The sequence below is a fragment of the Arthrobacter nitrophenolicus genome (assembly GCF_045833485.1).
Lineage (GTDB): Bacteria > Actinomycetota > Actinomycetes > Actinomycetales > Micrococcaceae > Arthrobacter > Arthrobacter nitrophenolicus.
This window is the reverse complement of record NZ_CP174504.1, coordinates 3,251,821-3,271,164: the sequence shown is the minus strand read 5'-3', so window position 1 is coordinate 3,271,164 and position 19,344 is coordinate 3,251,821. Positions and strand designations below refer to the sequence as shown.

General features: G+C 67.3%; 19 protein-coding genes. 6 read left to right on the top strand and 13 right to left on the bottom strand.

Annotated features, from left to right (window positions below):
• Positions 1-4: 4 nt before the first annotated feature.
• Together nusA and rimP are read right to left on the bottom strand one after the other, a co-directional pair.
• On the bottom strand, positions 5-985 hold the full coding sequence (nusA, locus tag ACJJV6_RS15115; RefSeq protein ID WP_009357847.1) for a transcription termination factor NusA: 981 nt from the start codon (positions 983-985) through the stop codon (positions 5-7).
• Positions 985-1,602, bottom strand: a complete 618-nt coding sequence (rimP, locus tag ACJJV6_RS15110) for a ribosome maturation factor RimP (protein WP_009357848.1) — start codon at positions 1,600-1,602, stop codon at positions 985-987. Before rimP ends, nusA begins: the two co-directional genes overlap by 1 nt.
• Before the next feature lie 106 nt (positions 1,603-1,708).
• Here rimP and ACJJV6_RS15105 point away from each other — a divergent pair, with 106 nt between their 5' ends.
• A complete protein-coding gene (locus ACJJV6_RS15105; RefSeq protein ID WP_407709338.1) occupies positions 1,709-2,884 on the top strand; it encodes a ferritin-like domain-containing protein in 1,176 nt (391 codons plus the stop codon).
• A 70-nt stretch (positions 2,885-2,954) separates the two neighbouring features.
• The gene (locus ACJJV6_RS15100) at positions 2,955-3,995 is read left to right on the top strand and encodes an aminoglycoside phosphotransferase family protein (protein WP_407709337.1); all 1,041 of its coding nucleotides are present in this window, start codon (positions 2,955-2,957) and stop codon (positions 3,993-3,995) included.
• A gap of 2 nt (positions 3,996-3,997) precedes the next feature.
• Here ACJJV6_RS15100 and ACJJV6_RS15095 read toward each other — a convergent pair whose 3' ends face one another.
• From ACJJV6_RS15095 to ACJJV6_RS15085, 3 genes are all read right to left on the bottom strand, one after another.
• Positions 3,998-5,389 (bottom strand): pyridoxal phosphate-dependent decarboxylase family protein, encoded by a 1,392-nt coding sequence (locus ACJJV6_RS15095; protein ID WP_407709336.1) that lies wholly within the window; start codon positions 5,387-5,389, stop codon positions 3,998-4,000.
• A 66-nt stretch (positions 5,390-5,455) separates the two neighbouring features.
• Complete coding sequence (locus ACJJV6_RS15090; RefSeq protein WP_407709335.1) at positions 5,456-6,250, bottom strand: sulfite exporter TauE/SafE family protein; 795 nt, start codon at positions 6,248-6,250, stop codon at positions 5,456-5,458.
• A gap of 9 nt (positions 6,251-6,259) precedes the next feature.
• On the bottom strand, positions 6,260-8,071 hold the full coding sequence (locus ACJJV6_RS15085; RefSeq protein ID WP_133349948.1) for a proline--tRNA ligase: 1,812 nt from the start codon (positions 8,069-8,071) through the stop codon (positions 6,260-6,262).
• 429 nt (positions 8,072-8,500) lie between these two features.
• On the opposite strand from ACJJV6_RS15085, the gene ACJJV6_RS15080 reads away from it, so the two are divergent.
• From ACJJV6_RS15080 to ACJJV6_RS15070, 3 genes are read left to right on the top strand one after another with little or no spacing between them, the layout of a single operon-like run.
• Entirely contained in the window at positions 8,501-9,331 is an 831-nt protein-coding gene (locus tag ACJJV6_RS15080) for an ABC transporter ATP-binding protein (RefSeq protein ID WP_407709334.1), read from the top strand.
• Positions 9,332-9,342: 11 nt separating this feature from the next.
• On the top strand, positions 9,343-10,086 hold the full coding sequence (locus tag ACJJV6_RS15075) for an ABC transporter permease (protein WP_035752658.1): 744 nt from the start codon (positions 9,343-9,345) through the stop codon (positions 10,084-10,086).
• Positions 10,087-10,109: 23 nt separating this feature from the next.
• Positions 10,110-10,715: a TetR family transcriptional regulator gene (locus ACJJV6_RS15070; protein ID WP_035752660.1), complete on the top strand. Its 606-nt coding sequence runs from the start codon at positions 10,110-10,112 to the stop codon at positions 10,713-10,715.
• Here the strand turns inward: ACJJV6_RS15070 and ACJJV6_RS15065 are convergent.
• The 8 genes from ACJJV6_RS15065 to dxr form a co-directional block, all read right to left on the bottom strand.
• Positions 10,692-11,444, bottom strand: a complete 753-nt coding sequence (locus tag ACJJV6_RS15065) for a hypothetical protein (RefSeq protein ID WP_407709333.1) — start codon at positions 11,442-11,444, stop codon at positions 10,692-10,694. The two genes, ACJJV6_RS15070 and ACJJV6_RS15065, sit on opposite strands and share 24 nt — an antisense overlap.
• Before the next feature lie 40 nt (positions 11,445-11,484).
• The gene (locus ACJJV6_RS15060; protein ID WP_407710513.1) at positions 11,485-12,375 is read right to left on the bottom strand and encodes a GNAT family N-acetyltransferase; all 891 of its coding nucleotides are present in this window, start codon (positions 12,373-12,375) and stop codon (positions 11,485-11,487) included.
• Positions 12,338-13,504, bottom strand: coding sequence for a flavodoxin-dependent (E)-4-hydroxy-3-methylbut-2-enyl-diphosphate synthase (gene ispG, locus ACJJV6_RS15055; protein ID WP_009357859.1), 1,167 nt, complete (start codon positions 13,502-13,504; stop codon positions 12,338-12,340). The genes ACJJV6_RS15060 and ispG overlap by 38 nt, the downstream gene beginning before the upstream one ends.
• A 33-nt stretch (positions 13,505-13,537) precedes the next feature.
• Positions 13,538-13,831: a YciI family protein gene (locus ACJJV6_RS15050; protein ID WP_009357860.1), complete on the bottom strand. Its 294-nt coding sequence runs from the start codon at positions 13,829-13,831 to the stop codon at positions 13,538-13,540.
• Between the two features lie 127 nt (positions 13,832-13,958).
• Positions 13,959-14,486 (bottom strand): hypothetical protein, encoded by a 528-nt coding sequence (locus ACJJV6_RS15045; protein WP_407709332.1) that lies wholly within the window; start codon positions 14,484-14,486, stop codon positions 13,959-13,961.
• Positions 14,483-15,190 (bottom strand): MarR family transcriptional regulator, encoded by a 708-nt coding sequence (locus ACJJV6_RS15040; RefSeq protein WP_407709331.1) that lies wholly within the window; start codon positions 15,188-15,190, stop codon positions 14,483-14,485. The genes ACJJV6_RS15045 and ACJJV6_RS15040 overlap by 4 nt, the downstream gene beginning before the upstream one ends.
• Positions 15,191-15,271: 81 nt before the next feature.
• Positions 15,272-16,603 carry a M50 family metallopeptidase gene (locus tag ACJJV6_RS15035; protein ID WP_407709330.1) on the bottom strand — a complete coding sequence of 444 codons (1,332 nt, stop codon included), beginning with the start codon at positions 16,601-16,603 and terminating at the stop codon, positions 15,272-15,274.
• Positions 16,604-16,621: 18 nt separating this feature from the next.
• On the bottom strand, positions 16,622-17,806 hold the full coding sequence (dxr, locus tag ACJJV6_RS15030; RefSeq protein ID WP_133349958.1) for a 1-deoxy-D-xylulose-5-phosphate reductoisomerase: 1,185 nt from the start codon (positions 17,804-17,806) through the stop codon (positions 16,622-16,624).
• A gap of 58 nt (positions 17,807-17,864) precedes the next feature.
• Here dxr and ACJJV6_RS15025 point away from each other — a divergent pair, with 58 nt between their 5' ends.
• On the top strand, positions 17,865-19,322 hold the full coding sequence (locus tag ACJJV6_RS15025; protein WP_407709329.1) for a lipase maturation factor family protein: 1,458 nt from the start codon (positions 17,865-17,867) through the stop codon (positions 19,320-19,322).
• The last annotated feature ends 22 nt before the right edge of the window (positions 19,323-19,344 follow it).

Genomic DNA, 19,344 nt, shown 5'->3' with positions numbered 1-19,344 from the left:
CGGGTCAGCTTTCCTTGGCCGTTGCGGCGTCGGAGACGATATCGATCCGCCAGCCGGTGAGCTTCGCAGCCAGGCGGGCGTTCTGGCCCTCCTTGCCGATGGCGAGCGACAGCTGGTAGTCGGGGACCACCACGCGTGCTGACCGGGTGGCCTCATCCGTGATGGTGACAGAATTCACACGCGACGGCGACAGGGCGCTGGCGATGAAGGTGGCGGGGTTCTCGCTGAAGTCGACGATGTCGATCTTTTCGTCGTTGAGTTCGTTCATGACGGCGCGGACCCGGGAACCCATCTCACCAATGCAGGCGCCCTTGGCGTTGATCCCGGGAGCATTCGCCTTCACTGCAATCTTGGTGCGGTGGCCGGCTTCGCGGGCGAGTGCCACGATCTCCACGGAACGGTCGGCGATCTCCGGAACTTCCAGTTCGAAGAGCTTCCGGACAAGCCCCGGGTGGGAGCGGGACAGCGTGACGGACGGGCCCTTGGAGCCGCGGTGGACGTCGATGACCAGGGCACGGAGCCGGTTGCCGTGGATGTACTTCTCCCCCGGAACCTGCTCGGGCGGCGGAAGCAGTGCTTCCACCGAACCCAGGTTGACCTGGATCATGTGCGGGTTGTTCCCCTGCTGGATGGTGCCGGCAACCAGCTCGCCCTCGCGGCCCTTGAACTCGCCCAGCACGTTGTCGTCCTCAACGTCGCGCAGGCGCTGGAGGATGATCTGCCGGGCGGTGCTGGCGGCGATGCGCCCGAAACCCTCCGGCGTGTGCTCGAACTCGCCGATGGGCGCGCCGTCGTCGTCGATCTCCACGGCCCAGATGGTCACGTGGCCGCTCTTGCGGTCCAGCTCGGCACGGGCCTTTTCGAAGGCGCCGGGAGACTTGTGGTAGGCCACCAGGAGCGCCTGCTCGATGGTGGGGATCAGGAGGTCCAGCGGGATTTCACGCTCACGCTCCAGAAGTCTCAGTGCGCTCATGTCAATATCCATCAGGCCTCCTCAGAAGGTCCATTGTGTTCAGGTTCCAGACCGCCCTCATTGAGGTGGCTGAATTCGATCTCGACTTTTCCGCTGCGGATCCTGTCGAAAGGAAGTTTGATGGGGTCGCCCTGCTTGGGCTTCATACCCTTCTTGACGGCGATCTCCGGGACGAGTGTCACGCCGGCGTCGTCCACAGACTGGATACGGCCGGTGACATTGTCGCCCTGGATGACGTTCACCGTGACCATCCGGCCCCTGGCCCGGTGCCAGTGGCGGGGTTCGGTCAGGGGACGTCCGACGCCGGGTGAGGAAACTTCGAGGTCATACGGGCGGCTGTCCGTGGCGGGGTCGTTGTCCAGGACATCGGAGAGAACCCTGGAAATGTCCGCGATGACGTCGAGGCTTACGCCGCCCGATTCCTCCTGCGGCAGGTCCACCACAACGTGGACCACCCGGTGGGACCCGGCAACGTTGATTTCCACGTCCTCGAGGTACAGCCTGTTGGCCAGGACCGAGGGTTCGAGGAGGGCTCTCAGCCGGGCAGCTTCCGGATTGTGTGCCGCTGCGGTCCCAGTCCTGCCCGTTCCGGTGTGGTCTGGTGAAGCCGTGGCTTCTGCATTGCTCACGATGCCGGCCGCCTCCCTATAGATGATGTGGTGTGTACTAGCGTAGCTATTTTACCGGCAGAACGGTGCACGGCGATCCCCCTCAGCCGTGGCACCATGGTCTGTTGTGAACGACGACAACCAGGAAAACCGCCCGCGGATGCGCTATTTCCGGTACGCCGTCCTCTCCCTGGCAGCACTTCTTGTCCTCAGCCTGGGATTCGCCCTGGTTCCGGCGGATCCGCCGGAACCGCCCGCTCCCCCGTTCACCGAGCAGGCCCGCGCGGCCGCCCTTGCGGACGCCCTTGAACTCCGAGCCGCGGGACTTCAGCTTGCCGGCGGGACAGCCGACGGCGGTGCTGCCGCCAGCCTGGACCGGGTTGTGACCTTGCTGACCATCCAGGCGCGCGCCCTCCTGCTGCCGGAGGCCGCTGCGGCGTCGACCGCCCCGTCGCCAGCCACCGCCACCCCCACGACCCCTGCTCCTGCTCCTGCCTCGATGACAGCGGCCGGATTGGCCACAACCCTGGCCGCAAGCGGTACGGAGCGGCTCCGGGACGCGGCAGCGGCCGACGGCGGGATGGCCCGCCTGCTGGCAGGGGCAGGCACAGCCCAGGTCCTGGCCGCCCAAGAGCTCGCCGCGGCAGCCGGCCAGGCCGCGCCGGGTGGCACCGCACCCGCAGCACCAGGATCACCTGGCGCCACGACTACTGCGGCGTGCCCTTTTGTCCCCTCACAGCAGGCTCCCCCCGCCGAGCAGGCACAGTCGGAACGTCACGAACAATCGGAAAAGCAGGCACAGTCGGAAGAACCGGCGCAGTCGGAAGAACCGGCCCAGTCCGGGGAGCAGGTTCCACCTCCTGGGCCGGCGGCGCCGGGCAGCGCCCTGGCGGCCCTGGCCGCCGCTGAGCTGGAGGCGGTCTACGGCTACCAGGCGGCTCTGGCGCGGCTGCCCGAGGATGCCGCCGGGCCGGCGTCGGAATTCCTGCGCCGGCACCAGGACCTGGTGGAGGATGCCGAAGCCGCCAGCCGCCTGCATTGCGCCGTTCCGCTGCCGCAGGAGCCGGGCTACGTTCTGGAGCCCGGGTTTCTCGCTGCCCCCGCCGCCGGACTGGCGCAACTGGAGGCTGCAACCCTTCCCGCCTATGGAGACGTGGCGGCACTGACGGACGGCTCCGCCCGCACCTGGGCTATAGCGGGGCTGCAGGCGGCCGCGGAGCGGACAGTTCACTGGGGCGGGGACCCTGGCGCTGTTCCCGGAATACTCCTGGACGAGGCCCGGCTGCCTCTGTTGCCGGAGTAGAAACAGGATTTCCGGCTGCCCCGCCTTGTCCGGGCCGGAAGTCCCGCCCCGGGCGCCTAGGCTGGACCTGATGAATCCGCCAGCAGCCGTAGTACCCATCCCGCAGGACCTGACCGCCCGATACAGCCGCAGCAGTTCCGGACGCGCCTGGCTTGCCTCGCTGCCGGACCTGATCCAGGGCCGGCTGGAGCAATGGCGCCTCGAAGCGGACCTCCCCGCCGGCAGCGTCCCCTGGAACGGGCACGGCGGCGTGGTGGTACCGGTACGGCAGGCAGATGGTTTCCCGGCGGCCCTCAAGATTGCCTTCCCGCACGATGAAGCCAGGGCCGAGCGGCACGCGCTGGAGCTGTGGCAGGGGCAGGGGGCAGTAGCCCTCCTCGAATCGGATGCGGGCACGTGCGCCATGCTCCTGGAGCGGCTGGAGGCCGGCAGCTCGCTTGCCACCGTGCCCTTTGATGCGGCGGCCGAGGTGTGGGGCGGGCTGGTGCGGCAGCTGAGCCTCAGCCCGGACCAGCGGCCGCAGTGGCGGGAGTTCGACCACATTGCCGCCCGCGCCGAGCAGTGGAGCGATGACCTGCCTGCCGACTGGGAGCAGCTGGGCCGCCCGTTCCCCCGCTGGCTGCTGGAAGCCGCGCTGGAGGTCTGCCAGACCCGGGGTGCGGTGGGACGGCGGTCCGGACGGGATGCCCTGGTTCATACTGATCTCCATTTCCTCAACGTCCTGGCCAGGCCGGGCAGGACGGACGAACGGCCGACGGCGGCAGGCTACGCAGCCATCGACCCCCAGCCCATGATCGGCGAACCCGAATATGCCGTGGCGCCGCTGCTGTGGAACCGGATCAGCGAACTGCCGGCCGGTGGGGCGGCCGAAGCACTGCGGCGCCGGTGCAGCGATTTCAGCGCTGCGGCGGCATTGGACGGCGAGGTGGCAAGGCAGTGGGCCGTCGCGCGGGAGGTTGCCAACGCGCTGGAGTATGCCGGGAAGCCAGGGCACCGGGGCGATCTGTCCCGTTCGCTCTGGGTGGCCAGTACGCTGGCTGGCCGGACTTTGCCGGACCTGCCGCCGGCGCAGGAACTCCCGGAACCGGGCGAGGCATTCGGCAACAGGTGAGCTCAGCCGCTGCGGACTGCGGCAAAAGCTGAACCGACGGCCGCCACGGCGGTGCCGACGTCTTCTCCGGCCGTCTGCCAGTTACTGACCGAGATCCGCAGGATGTCCCGGCCGTGCCAGCGGGACCCTGACATCCACACCCTGCCGTCATCGATGATGCGGGCCGTGACCGCGCGGGTGGTGTGGTCGTCGCCGAAGGCCACGCACACCTGGGTGTAGCCGACGTCGTTCAGTACCTCGACGCCATCAAGCACGGCCAGCCCGGCCGCGATGTCGGAGGCAGCCGCTGCCAACCCGTGAACCTGCGCTGCCACACCATCCCCGCCGAGGCTTTTCAGCGCAGCCCAGACCGGCACGCCCCGTGCCCGCCGGGAAAGCTCAGGCACTTTCTCGAACGGATCGCCGGGCCCTTCAGCGTCATGCACCAGGTAGCTCGCGTGCAGGCCCATGGCGGAGCGCAGCGCGGCTGCGTCCCGGACGATGGCGATCCCGCAATCGTAGGGCACGTTCAACGTCTTGTGCGCGTCCGTCGCCCAGGAGTCCGCTTCCCCGTATCCGCTGGTCAGGTGCCGCAGTCCGGGTGCTGCTGCCGCCCACAGCCCGAACGCACCATCGACATGGACCCAGGCTCCGTGCTTCCTTGCGACGGCGATCGCCTCGGGAAACGGATCGAAGGCGCCGGAGTGCACATTGCCGGCCTGCAGGCAGACCAGCGCCGGTCCCCCGCCTTCAGCCAGCGCCGCATCCAGCGCCGCAGGAATCAAGCGTCCCTCGCGGTCGGCCGCTACTGCCGTCGGCTGCCCCAGCCCCAGGTAGCGCAACCCGAGATCTACGGTGTCATGCCGTTCCCGGCCCACGTAGCAGCGGATGCGCGGAGCCCCGGCCAGCCCGTCGCGGTCCAGGTCCCAGCCGGCGTCGGTGAGGAGCCGCCACCGGGCGGCCGCCATCCCTGTGAAGTTCGCCATCGTGGCGCCGGTGACGAATCCGACGTCGGACTCACGGGGCAGGCCCAGCAACTCCAGCAGCCAGGCGCCCGCGCTTTCCTCGATTGCCGCGGCGGCGGGGGTGGCGTAGCGGAAGCAGGCGTTCTGGTCCCAGGCGCTGACAAGCCAGTCCGAGGCAAGTGCCGCCGGCAGTGTGCCGCCGATGACCCAGCCGAAGAACCGGCCGGACGGCATGGCCATCAGCCCCGGTTCTGCGTTCCGGGCAAGGAAATCAATCACTTCTTCGGCCGGCATTCCCTGCCGCGGCAAGGGGCCCCCGAAGGCGGCACCAAGGTCGTGCGCCGTGCGGCTGGGGCCCACCGGGCGGTCGGCAAGGCTGTGCAGCCAGGCGGTGGAGTGGTGCACGGCCCTTGCCAGTGCACGGGAGTAGTCAGCATCACCCCGGGGCATACCTGCATGCTACGCCCGGCAACACCCTGCCACGAGGGGCCCGGAACCACTCCTGGGCGAGCCGGGTCAGGCGAAGTTTTCCTGCCAGATGTCGTAGCCGAGTTTGATGATGAGGGCAGCCACCACCACCAGGAAGACGATGCGCACAAACCGGCTCCCCTGCTTGACGGCGGTCCTGGCACCGAGATAGCCGCCCGCCATGTTGGACGCGCCCAGCAGCAGGCCAAGCCCCCACAGGATGGAACCGTGCGGCATGAAGAACAACAGCGCGCCGGCGTTGGTGGCCATGTTCACGATCTTCGCCTTGGCACTGGCCTCGAGGAAGGCGTAGCCCATGGCCGAGACCAGCGCGATGACCAGGAAAGACCCCGTGCCCGGTCCGATCAGGCCGTCGTAGAAGCCGATGACCGCGCCGATCAGGCAGGCCACCACATAGTGCTTGTGGCCGTCATGGCGCAGCGCGGTGATGTCGCCGACGTCGGGCTTAAGCGCCGTGAAGAGGGCGACGGCGACCAGGGCCGCGACAATGATGGGTTTGAAGACGTTGGCCGGCAAGGTGGCCGCGAGCACTGCCCCGCCGAAACTTCCCGCCAGCGCGATCACCGCCATGGGAAGGGCCGTCTTCAAGTCCGGCCCCACCCGGCGGTAGTACGTGGTGGCACTGGTGGCCGTTCCGAAAATCGACCCCAGCTTGTTGGTCGCCAGCGCCTGCACCGGCGTGATGCCGGGAACCAGCAGGAGGGCGGGGAGCTGGATCAGCCCGCCCCCGCCCACCACGGCATCCACCCAGCCGGCCGCGAAGCCGGCCAGCACCAGCAGGAGCAGCGTTGTCAGTTGGAGGGATTCAAGCCCAAATTCCACTGCCGCGGTTCAGCTGTTGCGGACGGCGTTGACCACGTAGTCAACGGCCTTATCAACCGCCACGTTTTCCGCTTCACCCGTGCGGCGGTCCTTGATCTCCACCACGCCATCCACCAGTCCGCGGCCGACCGCCAGGATGGTGGGGACGCCCACCAGTTCCGCGTCGCCGAACTTCACGCCCGGCGATACCTTGGGGCGGTCGTCGAAGATGACCTGCAGGCCTGCTGCCTCAAGGTCCAGTGACAGCTGTTCAGCAGTGGCGAAAATGTCCTCACCCTTGCCGACGGCCACCACGTGGATGTCCGCAGGCGCAACGGCACGGGGCCAGACCAGGCCCTTGGCGTCGTGGTTGGATTCGGCCAGCGCTGCCACCGCCCGGGTAACACCCACGCCGTAGGAGCCCATGGTCACCGTGACCTGCTTGCCGTTCTGGTCCAGGACCTTCAGGTCCAGGGCCTCGGCGTACTTCCTGCCCAGCTGGAAGATGTGGCCCATTTCGATGCCGCGGGCCGTTTCAAGGGGGCCGGAGCCGTCTGGCGCGGGATCGCCGGCGCGCACCTCGGTGCACTCGATGACACCGTCCCAGGTGAAGTCGCGTCCGGCCACCAGGCCATAGACGTGCTTGCCGGCTTCATTGGCGCCGGTGATCCAGGTGGTACCGCTGACGACGCGGGGGTCCACCAGGTAGAGGAGCTTGGTGGAGCTTTCGCTGCCCAGCAGCGGTTCGTCCAAGGTCAGGCCAGGGCCGAGGTAGCCCTTGACGATAAGGGGCTGCTTCTTGAGGTCGTCGTCGTTAGCTGCTTCCAGTCCGATCTCCCCTGCGATGGGCAGGAAGGAACCGATGTTGGCCTCCACGCGCTTGAGGTCAACGCCGCGGTCACCCGGCAGGCCGATGACCACAAGCTGGCGTTCACCGGTGGGCAGCGTGACGGCGAGAACCACGTTCTTGAGGGTGTCGGCGGCAGTCCAGGCGCCGCCGTCGGCCTCGCTGCGAGGGGCCAATTCGTTGGATGCCGCCACCAGGGTTTCGATGGTGGGGGTGTCCGGGGTGTCGAGCACCTGGGCCGCGGGAGCGTCGCTGAAGTCGATCTCGTCGGGGACCACGGTGGTCACGGCCTCGACGTTGGCTGCGTACCCGGATGCCGAACGGACGAAGGTGTCCTCGCCGATCTCCGTGGGGTACAGGAATTCCTCGCTCTTGGAACCGCCCATGGCGCCGGCGGTGGCCGCGACGGGGACAACCTCCAGGCCAAGCCGGGCAAAGATCTTCAGGTAGGCGGAGCGGTGCGCGGCGTAGCTGGCGTCCAGGCCGGCGTCGTCCACGTCGAAGGAATAGGAGTCCTTCATGATGAACTCGCGCCCGCGCAGCAGGCCCGCCCGGGGACGGGCCTCGTCACGGTACTTGTTCTGGATCTGGTAGAGGCTCAGCGGCAGGTCCTTGTACGAGGAGTACAGGTCCTTTACCAGCAGCGTGAACATTTCCTCGTGCGTGGGGGCCAGGAGGTAGTCAGCGCCCTTGCGGTCCTGGAGGCGGAACAGGCCCTCGCCGTATTCGGTCCAGCGGTTGGTTGCCTCATAGGGCTCACGGGGCAGCAGCGCCGGGAAGTGGACTTCCTGGGCTCCGATGGCCGCCATTTCTTCGCGGATGATGTCCTCGACCTTGCGCAGGACGCTGAGACCCAGCGGAAGCCAGGTGTAGATGCCCGGGGCTGCGCGGCGGATGTACCCGGCGCGGACCAGGAGCTTGTGGCTGGCGACCTCGGCGTCGACGGGATCTTCACGCAGGGTGCGCAGGAAAAGCTGGGACAGTCTTAGGACCACGGGTGGTATCCGTTTCTGGAGAAGTGCTGGATCAGCAGGGCCGGACAATTTTCGTCTGGGTACTAATCTACCGGCACCCGGCGCCCGGTCCCGACTGCGGCCGGCACCGGCGGGACACATCCGGCCCCGGACACAGTAGAGCCACGCCCGGAATAACAAAGCCCCTGGCCCCCCAGTTGAGGCTGGTCATCGCATCCGGGCGTGGCTCAACGCCGTTATCGCCCAAGTACTGGTGAGGACTGGTGAGACCGCCCAAACCACTCCAGCGCAGCTAGATCGAACCTATGTGATGGCGCGCACGTTGACAAGTATTTTTTCGGCACCGGCCCCATTGACCGGCAGCACAGCGGTGCCTAGCTTTAATTCATCAGGTGGTGAATTCTCTGGTCCAGCAAGGTCCGGGCAGCCTGTACGACGGCGGAGGCGGCCATGTCCCACGCGGCAACCCGACCACAACTTCCGGATTCTTCCACGGCCGTGGCCGCCTCAGGGCTGATGGTCTCACGGGGCCGGCTGCAGGTCCTCCGGGGATTGGATTTCACCGTGCCTGCAGGCCGGATCACTGGGCTACTGGGACCATCCGGCAGCGGCAAGACAACTCTTATGCGCGCCATTGTGGGGGCCCAGATTGTCGCGTCCGGGACAGTGCAGGTCCTGGGGATGCCAGCGGGCAATCCCATACTGCGGCACCGGGTGGGTTACGTGACCCAGTCGCCGAGCGTGTATCCGGACCTTACGGTGGAAGCCAACGTCCGGTACTTCGGTGCCATGCACCGGAAAGGCAAGGCCGACGCGGCAGAGGCAATCGCCGCCGTCGGACTTGAACGGGAGGCCCGCCAGAAGACGGCAAGCCTCTCCGGAGGCCAGCTCAGCCGCGCCTCACTGGCGTGCGCCCTGGTGGCGCGCCCCAGGCTGCTGGTGCTGGACGAGCCCACCGTGGGACTGGACCCGGTGCTCCGTGCGGACCTCTGGAGCAGGTTCCGGTCCATGGCGGAGGCTGGAACCACCCTCCTGGTGTCAAGCCACGTCATGGAAGAGGCCAGCCACTGCCACATGCTGCTGCTTCTTCGCGAGGGCCTGCTGTTGGCGCAGCTGACTCCGGAGGAGCTGGGCAGGCGCGGACACAGCAGTGACCTGGAGCAGGCATTCCTGTCCATCATCCGCGAATCAGGTGGCGGCAACGGGGACCAGCCGCCGCCTGGGGACCCGGGCAGGCACCAGGGGCTCCGCGGCGCTGGAAATGACAGGAGTGCACGGTAATGGATGCCAGGATGATGTTGGCCACCGCGGGCCGCGTTTTGGACCAGCTGCGCCATGACCGGCGGAGCATCGCCCTCATTCTGGTGGTTCCGGCGCTTCTGCTCACGGCGGTCTACTACCTTTTCGAGAATGAGGTGCTTCCGCCGGGAATGCCGCGCACCTTCGACCGGGTGGGCCTCATGATGCTGGCGATCTTCCCCTTCGTGGTGATGTTCCTGGTCACCTCCATCACGATGCTCCGGGAACGGACTTCCGGAACGCTTGAACGGCTGCTCACAACACCGGTGCACAAAGCCGACCTGCTCTTCGGCTACGGCCTGGCGTTTTCCATCATGGCGGCCCTGCAATCAATGGTGGCGACCGCCGTGGCCTACTGGATTTTCAACCTGGACATCGAAGGCCCGACGGGCTACGTGGTCATGATCGCCGTGATCAACGCCGTGCTGGGCGTGGCGCTGGGGCTACTGTGTTCGGCCTTCGCCAGGACCGAGTTCCAGGCAGTGCAGTTCATGCCGGTGGTCGTGGTCCCCCAGATCCTGCTTTGCGGACTGTTCGTGCCCCGGGACCGGATGAATGACGTCCTGGAATCAGTGTCCAATGTTCTTCCCCTGACGTTCTCCGTAGACGCCCTGCAGGAAATCGCGGCCCATCCGGAGGCCACCGAACAACTCTGGCAGGATGCCGGCATCATGGCCGCCATTGTCCTGGCGGTGCTGGTGCTCGCAGCATTGACCCTGCGAAGGCGCAGCGCGTGACGTCCCCCGGACAAGGCGGCGCCATGGCCAGGCGGGGACGTCGGCGCGGCGCCGCCGTATCCCGTGAGAACATTCTCGACGCCGCCCGGCGGTTGTTCGCCGAACATGGCTTCGAGGGGACAAGCCTCCGCCAGGTTGCCCGTGCGGCAGGTGTCGACCCGGCCATGATCCACCACTTCTTCAAGGGCAAGGACGAACTTTTTGCCCTGAGCGTGGAGCTGCCGGCCGATCCGGAGGAGGTGCTTCGCGGAGTGGCGGATACGGACCCTGGCCAGCGGGCCGAGCTGCTCGTGCGTACCGTCCTGCACCTGTGGGAAAGCCCCGCACAGGCGAGCCTGGTGGCGTTCCTGCGCGGGACACTCGGATCCCGTGCGAAGACGGCACTCCTGCGGGAGATGGTGGGCCGGACCATCATCAGCCGCATCATGGCCGGCGTACCGGGGCAGCCTGCGGAGGTGGCACTGCGCGGAGACCTGGTGGCAAGCCAGATGGTGGGACTGATGATGGTCCGCTACGTGGTCCGGCTGGAGCCTCTGGCGTCTGCCGGGCAGGACGAGGTGGTCCGGCTGGCCGCCCCGAACGTGCAGCGGTATCTCACCGGCGACCTATTTGAGCAGGGCCGCCGCTGAGTCCAGGAGCGCACCGGTGCGGGCTACAGCTTCCGCCTCGCTCTCGCCGCCGGCGGCGACAGCTGTGAACAACACGCCCTGCTGCAGTGCCTGGGCGGTGATCACGGACTGCACCTGGCCGTCCGGCAGGAATGTGTCCGTGCGGAAGGCCAGAGTGCCCGGAATGGTGCCCACTGCGTCCAGCGGCGTCAGCGTGACGTCCGCCGTCACGCCGGACACGGTCATGGTCATGGCGGAACAGGCCGCGAGCTGCTGCTCCTGCGCGGCGGTTCCGGCGACGAACGCTTCGTCAAGGCCCGTCGCGAGTGTCAGCATGGTCATTGAGCCGGCCGCGGCGTCCAGGCTCTGGCCCGCTGCCATGACGACGCCGTCCAGGGCGGGCACTCCGGTGGAGGCGGCCATTTCCTTGCACTCGGCGGGCTGGACGTCCATGGATGCGATGAGGGCTTTGCCCTGTTCGATGCTCCCGGCGAGGTCGGAGCTGGCCATGACGGACAGTTTCCGGCCGCTGGAGTCCTGCAACTGTGCCAGGACCGCGGACAGTTCCTCAGCCGTGTAGGCCTTCGGGGTGGGGGTTGGTGTTGGGGTGGGGGCGGAGGCTGTGGTTGCCGCCGGGGCGCCCGTGGCGGCTTGGGAGCCGGTGGCCGGGGCGGACGTACCGCCGCAGGCAGTGATTGTCATGGCGAGCAACGCGGTGGCCGCGAGGGTTCCCAGCACGGACGTCTTCAATTTTTCCCCCAATATTCAGATTCAAGCAGGCGATGGCCAGCTAAAAGAGAACTGTAGCGAACGTTCCTACCTGCCGGAAACCGACGCGTTCGTAGGTTGAGCGCGCCCGGACGTTGAAGCCGTTGACGTACAGGCTGGTGATGGGTGCCACCTTTTGGGCATGCTCCACCACCGCAGACATGTAGCCGGAACTGAGCCCCTTCCCGCGGAAGAGCGGATTCATCCAGACACCCTGAACCTGGGTGACCTCGGAGGTGACCGCCCCGAGTTCGGCCTTGAACACCACCTCCTGGGCCTCGTTGAGGTGTACCAGGGAATGGCCCTGCCGGATGAGGCCCTCCACGCGGCGGCTGTAGAACTCCCGGCCGCCGAGGTAGGGCGAGTACCCCACCTCCTCCTCGAACATGGCGGCGCAGGCAGGAAGGATCCGGTCGAAGTCCGCGAGGCTCCCCAGCCCGAGCCCGGGGTTTGGTTCCACGGACGGCGGCCCGTCGATGATCATCAGGGGCTGGTCCTCACGGACCTCGTGCGCCCGGTGCCCAAGCTCCAGGAGCTCGGCGTAGATGGCCAGCACGGCAGGTGCCGGCCCGAAAGCGGAGGCGTAGCGGCGCCCGGACCTGTTTGCTGCGCCGGCGACTGCCCCGGCCAATGCGGGGTCCAGCTGGACCGGCACCAAATTGGCGCCCGCCCAGCAGGCACCCACCAGCACGCCGTCGTCGAAAACTCCGATAATCCCGGCGCCCCCGCTGGTGGGCGCCGCTGTGCCGACAGCCCGCAAATGGGCAAGGATAAACACATTGGCCACCGGGTCCTGCTGCGCAAGCGACTTCAGCGCCGCCGTGTCCTGGCCGTCCAATGTACGGACGGAGAGCCCGGGCGGATCAGGAATGTCCCTACGAGACGCTAACCACGGGGCTACCCTTGACAGCATCTTCGCCATCGGCCTCCCCCATCTCTTCCGCGATACGCATGGCCTCTTCGATCAGTGTCTCAACAATCGCGCTCTCGGGGACAGTCTTGATGACTTCGCCCTTCACAAAAATCTGGCCCTTGCCGTTGCCGGATGCAACACCCAGGTCGGCTTCGCGCGCCTCGCCCGGCCCGTTCACCACGCAGCCCATCACGGCCACCCGGAGCGGGATCTCCATTCCTTCCAGCCCGGCAGTGACCTGCTCGGCAAGGGTGTACACATCCACCTGGGCGCGGCCGCAGGAGGGGCAGGAGACGATTTCGAGCTTGCGGGGACGCAGGTTGAGGGACTGCAGGATCTGGTTTCCAACCTTGATTTCCTCCACCGGCGGGGCCGAAAGGGAAACCCGGATGGTGTCGCCGATGCCCCTGGACAGGAGCGCGCCGAAGGCCGTGGCCGACTTGATGGTTCCCTGGAACGCCGGGCCGGCCTCGGTGACGCCGAGGTGCAGGGGCCAGTCGCCTTTCTCCGCCAGCATCTCGTAGGCCGCCACCATGATGACGGGGTCATTGTGCTTGACCGAGATCTTGAAGTCGTGGAAACCATGCTCCTCGAACAGAGACGCCTCCCAGACGGCGGACTCCACCAGGGCCTCGGGGGTGGCCTTGCCGTACTTCTTGAGGATCCCGGGCTCCAGCGAACCGGCGTTCACGCCGATGCGGATGGACGTGCCGTGGTCCCGCGCGGCAGCGGCGATTTCCTTGACCTGGTCATCGAACTTCCGGATATTGCCGGGGTTCACGCGGACGGCGGCGCAACCAGCCTCAATGGCGGCAAACACGTATTTCGGCTGGAAGTGGATGTCTGCAATGACCGGGATCTGGGACTTCCGGGCGATGATCGGCAGCGCCTCGGCGTCGTCTGCGGAGGGGCAGGCAACACGCACAATGTCGCACCCTGATGCGGTCAGCTCAGCGATCTGCTGCAGGGTTGCGTTGATGTCAGTGGTGGGCGTGGTGGTCATGGACTGCACGCTGATGGGATAGTCGGAGCCAACTCCGACGGAACCGACTTTGATCTGGCGCGTCTTGCGGCGGGGGGCAAGGACGGGTGGCGGGGCGGACGGCATTCCCAGGCTGACCGAGGTCACGTGGACTCCTAAAAGGTGAAAAGTGGAAACGGCTTAGGCGGTGAGCCCGGCGAGCATGCCGGTGACGGGAGACCATTCAGTGATGCGGATTCCGGCGATGACTCCGGCAGCAGCGAACGGGTCCTGCTTCAGGATCGAGTTGAGCGCGGCTTCGTCCGTTGCCTTGAAGATCAGGAGCGCGCCTGCGCCGTCACCGTAGGGTCCGCTGGCCAGGATTGCTCCGTCCTGGGCAAGGGTGCCGGTCCATTCGCGGTGGGCGGGCCGTGCCTCGTTCCGGGCTTCGGTGGAATCGGCGGCGTAAACGTACTCAACGGCAAAAACTGTCATACCGCTACCCTATCGCCATGCCTGCCCTACCACCCATCCCGGAAGCTGTCCGGCCCTGCGGGAGGACGGGTGGACGGCGGACGGGCGGCGGGACGCCAAGGCAGCGGGACGCCAAGGCAGCGGGATGCTAGGTAAGGAACAGGACCTTGGTGACAGCGGCGATGCCTGCGGCCCAGAGCATGGATGCCAGGGTGCCTATGATGAAGCGCTCGGCCGCTACCGGCGTCTCCTTCAGCTCGGCAAACCTGCCAAGGCCCTTGATGGCCACGATGTAGGCAATGGCGACCGGCTGGCCGGTGAGGATCGCAAGGCACACGCCCAGCCGCTCCAGGATGCCGATGATGGCCCCGCCGCGCAGGATCCGCTGGCTGGGGACCGCCGGTTCGGCAGGCGAAGCGCCCGACGCCGGCCGGCCGGGGTCCGCGGTGAGTTCACCGTCCACATTCTGGTGGGCCGTGTCCGGCCGGTGGCCGGCGGCAGGGTCCACCGTGACATCCGCGGCGGGATCCTCGGCCGTCCTGCGCGCCTGTTCCGCCGCCTTCGCGGCATCGGCCTTGTCGTCGATGGTGCGGGCGAGCTTGAAGACGAGCGCCGTGACAGGCCACCCGGCAAACCCGGCCAGCAGCAGGGCGGCAGCTATCCAGAATGCGGTCATCGGTCTCCTTCGGTCTGGGCACGTTCAGTGCGGGTGCCTTGGGCACGGGCGCCGGCAGCCACCAGGGCGTGGGCATGGTCAAGGAGCATGGCTGCTGCCGGCCTGGCAGCCCATTCTTCCTGCCAGCCGGACCTCAGCACGGCACGGCTCACGGATTGCTCCGTAATTCCCAGCTCCCCTGCGACTTGTTTCTGGCCACCATGCCGGCCGGCCCCGCCCTCCAGGGCGCGCAGCCGGTCTACGACGCGCCACTGGGCCGGGGTCCGCTGCTGCACGAGGCGTCCAATCAGGCGAAGCACAGCCTGGGCATGTGCGCTGGCCATGTCCCCTTCCTGGGCCGGGGTCCGGGTATCACCGCCCATCGTGCCGGCCACCACTGACAGCGGAACCTGGCCGGCCGCGCCCTTTGCCAGTTCCACAGCTTTGCGCGCCGCCACAAAGGCGCTGCCGGAGCCCTCGCGCGGGCTGGCGCCAGGGGCAAGCTGCACAACTCCCAGTCCGATCCCCACGTACCAATGCCCGCCGCGCAGCGCATGCAGTGCTGCATCCACCACCTGCTCGGCGGAGTCCAGCACGCCCTGGAGTTCGTCACCTACGGAGCGTTCAAAGGTGGCGGACGTGAGCCTTGCCAGGTCGGAGATGAGCTCCGGCACACGATCCACATCCGAGGTGCTGCCACGTTGGTCAATCGTGAGGACGTACATGGTTCAACCGTAAACGGCTGATCGCTGCCAATCAATCGAAATTAGCTGATTCGCTGAAATCAGCCGGAAACGGCTGATAGGTCAGCCGAAGAGGTTCACGGGCTTGACGATGTCGGCGTAGATCAGCAGTGCGCTCATTCCCATGAGCAGGGCGGCCACGACGTACGTGACGGGAAGCAGTTTCGCGATATCGAATGCCCCCGGATCCGGCCGGCCAAACAGTCTTGCCACTTGGCGCCGGGCACCTTCATAGAGCGCTCCTGCAACGTGGCCGCCATCGAGCGGCAGGAGCGGGACCAGGTTGAAAACGGCCAGCGCGAAGTTGAGTCCGGCCAGCAGGCCGATCAGGGTGGCCACCCGCGACTGAACGGGTATCTCTTCCATCGCGGCCACTTCGCCGGCAACCCTGCCCACGCCCACCACGCTGATGGGCCCATTGGGGTCCCGCGGTTCCTCGCTGAACGCCGCCTTCGCCACGCCCACCACCCGGGCCGGCAGGTTGAAGATGACGCCGGCCACCTGGCGGATGTTCTCCCCCGCCATCGGAAGGACGGACGACGCCGGCTGCGGCACCAGTTCCGTCTGCGCGCCAATGCCCAGGAAGCCTACGTCCTGGTAGAGGAGGGTGCCGGCGTCGTCCGTTGCCTGCCGGCCGTCGGCGCTGATGATTGGCCGGGCGGACAGGACTGGCGTCACGGTGGTGGAAACGGAGGCGCCGTCCCGCTCCACGGTGATTTCCACTTCCCGGCCGGCGGAGGCGCGGATCCATTCAGTCAACTGGTCCCAGCTGGTGACCGCCTTGCCGTCGAAGGAGGTGACGGTGTCGTTGGGCTGAAGGCCCGCCGCGGCGGCCGGTGTCAGCCGGCAGTCAGCAGAATCCGGGTCCACCGTTTCGCCCTCTGCCACCTGGCATTTGGATACGTCCGAGATGGTGGTGGTGGCCGTTGCCATGCCGAAGCCCATGAGCAGGACAGCGGTGAGGATCAGGCCAAGGACCATGTTCATGGCCGGCCCGCCAAGCATGACGATGATCTTCTTCCACACCGGAAGCCGATAGAAGACCCGGTTCCCGTCGCCCGGGCCAACTTCCTCGTGCGCCAGGGAGCGTGCTTCCGTTGCGAGCGTCTGGAACATTCCGGTGCTGGAGGGGCGGACGGAGCCATCCTCTTTATTGGGCGGGTACATGCCGATCATGGACACGTAGCCGCCCAGCGGGATGGCCTTGATCCCGTACTCGGTTTCGCCTTTCCGCCGGGACCACAGCGTGGGGCCGAAGCCGATCATGTACTTGGTGACCCGCACCTTGAAGAGCTTGGCCGGTACCAGGTGGCCCACTTCGTGGAGCGCGATGGAGGCAGCGATGCCGATCGCCACGAAGACAACGCCGAGGACGAAAAGGAGAACGGGGGTCATGGAGGGTGCTGCTGCTTCCTAGAGACTGCTGACTGCTAAACGTTCGTGTGCGCGGGACCGTGCCCACCCTTCAGCATCCAGCACAGATTCCAGCGTCAGCCGGGAAGAACCTGAATGTTCGCTGAGGACACTCTCCACCGTATCCACGATGTCCGTGAAGCGGATGCGGCCGGCGTGGAAGGCCGTCACGGCTTCCTCGTTCGCGGCATTGAAGACCGCAGGGTAGGTGCTCCCCTGCCGGGCGGCGTCCTTGGCCAGGTTGACGGCCGGGAACGCCGCTGCGTCGAGGGGCTCGAAGGTCCAGGTGACAGGGTTGGTCCAGTCACAGGCGGCGGCGGCCTTGGGCACCCTGTCCGGCCAGCCCAGCCCGAGCGCGATGGGCAGGCGCATGTCCGGCGGTGACGCCTGCGCGATGACGGAGCCATCAATGAACTGGACCATGGAGTGCACCACGGACTGCGGGTGGACCACCACGTCGATCCGGTCCAGCGGAACATCGAACAGCAGGTGCGCCTCGATGACCTCCAGGCCCTTGTTCACCAGCGTGGCCGAGTTGGTGGTGACCATGACGCCCATGTCCCAGGTGGGGTGTGCCAGGGCTTCCTGCGGGGTGACACCGTGGAGGTCTTCGCGGCTCCTGCCCCGGAAAGGCCCACCCGAGGCGGTGAGGATCAGTTTCTCCACTTCCCCGGCGGATCCGGAGCGCAGGCACTGGGCGATGGCGGAGTGCTCTGAGTCGACGGGCACGATCTGGCCTTCCCGCGCCGCCGCCTTGACGAGTTCTCCGCCCACGATGAGCGATTCCTTGTTGGCAAGCGCCAGGGTGGCACCTGATTTCAGTGCCGCCAGGGTGGGGGCCAGCCCGATGGACCCGGTGATGCCGTTGAGCACCACGTCCGCCTCGATTTCGGCGATCCGGGTGGAGGCATCGGGGCCGGCAACGATTTCCGGCCGGTAGCCGGGTTTTCCGGCGGCGGCCGCGGCACCGGCGATCAGCGATTCCAGGTGCCGGGGATCACCCCCGGCGATGCCAACCGCGGAAGCACCGGTGTGCACCGCCTGCCTGGCCAGGAGTTCAAGGTTGCCGCCGCCGGCGCTGAGTGCCACGACCTCGAAAAGATGCGGGGCGCCGTCGACGACGTCAATCGCCTGGGTGCCGATGGAACCGGTGGATCCGAGGAGGACGACTCTGCGTGGCTGCATTGCTTAAGTATCCCGCACCATCCTTGACCTGCTGACGGCCCGGCGTAACGTGGATCCCGTGGACTGGCTGTCATGGTTCGATGCGCCGGAATACGAGTTCGCCCGGCAGGTGCTGCAGCGGGGCGTCGCCGCGCTCTTCTTCGTGGCGTTCCTGTCCTCGCTCAACCAGTTCCCTGCGCTGCTGGGCGAACGCGGGCTCCTGCCGGTCCCGGAATACGTCGGCGCGTTCAGCAGGATGCGCCGGCCCACGCTGTTCCGCTGGCGGTATTCCGACCGGCTGCTGCGGGCCGTCTGCGCCGCGGGGCTGGTGGTATCCGCACTGCTGGTGGCGGGGATTCCGCAGCTCGGACCGCCGTGGGTGCCGCTCATTGCCTTCCTGGCCCTCTGGCTGCTGTACATGTCGATCGTCAACGTCGGCCAGACGTTCTACGGCTTCGGCTGGGAAATGCTGCTCCTGGAAGCCGGCTTCACCGTGGCATTCCTGGGCTCCAACCAGACGGACCCGCCCCGCACCATCCTGATCCTGGTTGCCTGGCTGGTGTTCCGGCTGGAGTTCGGCGCCGGGATGATCAAGATCAGGGGCGGCCGGGAGTGGCGGGACCTGACGGCGCTGTACTACCACCACGAGACGCAGCCCATGCCCGGCCCGCTCAGCCGGCAGGCGCACCTGCTGCCCAAGCCCCTGCACAGGGTGGAAGTACTGGGCAACCACTTCGCCCAGCTGGTGGTCCCGTTCTTCCTGTTCGCGCCGCAGCCCGTGGCCAGCGTGGCGGCGGGCATCATCATCGCCACCCAGCTGTGGCTGGTGGCCAGCGGAAACTTCGCCTGGCTGAACTGGATTGCGATCATCCTTGCCTTCGCAGCGGTGAGCGACCCCGTGGCGCACGCCGTCATCCCCGCCATTCCCCTGGACTGGCACGGCGGGACGCAGGAGGCACCGCCCTGGTGGCTGGCCATCACCCTCGCGGCGACGGCGCTGCTCGTGGTGCTCAGTTACTGGCCGCTGCGGAACCTGTTCTCCAGCCGGCAGCTGATGAATGCCAGCTTCAACCGGTGGCAGCTGGTTAACACCTACGGCGCGTTCGGCTCTGTCACCAAGAAGCGGATCGAAATCGTGGTGGAGGGGACCCTGGACGAGGAGCCGGACGATTCCTCCTGGCGCGAGTACGGGTTCAAGGGCAAGCCCGGGGACCTGCGGCGGATACCGCGGCAGTGGGCGCCCTACCACCTCCGGCTGGACTGGCTGATGTGGTTCCTGCCGCTGCGCACCGTGCATGAGGAGTGGTTCTACGCGTTCCTTGGCAAGCTGCTGGAGGCGGACCGGCGGACGCTGCGGCTCCTGCGCCATGATCCGTTCGACGGCGGGGCGCCGCGCTGGGTGCGCGTCCGCAGCTACCACTACCGTTTCGCCACCCGGCGGGAGTTCCGCGAGACCGGGAACCGCTGGGTGCGGACGCTGCTGTACGAACCGATTCCGCCGCTGTCGCTGCGCCGGTCACCGGGGCGGCGCAGGTAAGCGGCGGCCTGGTGGGCCCGGC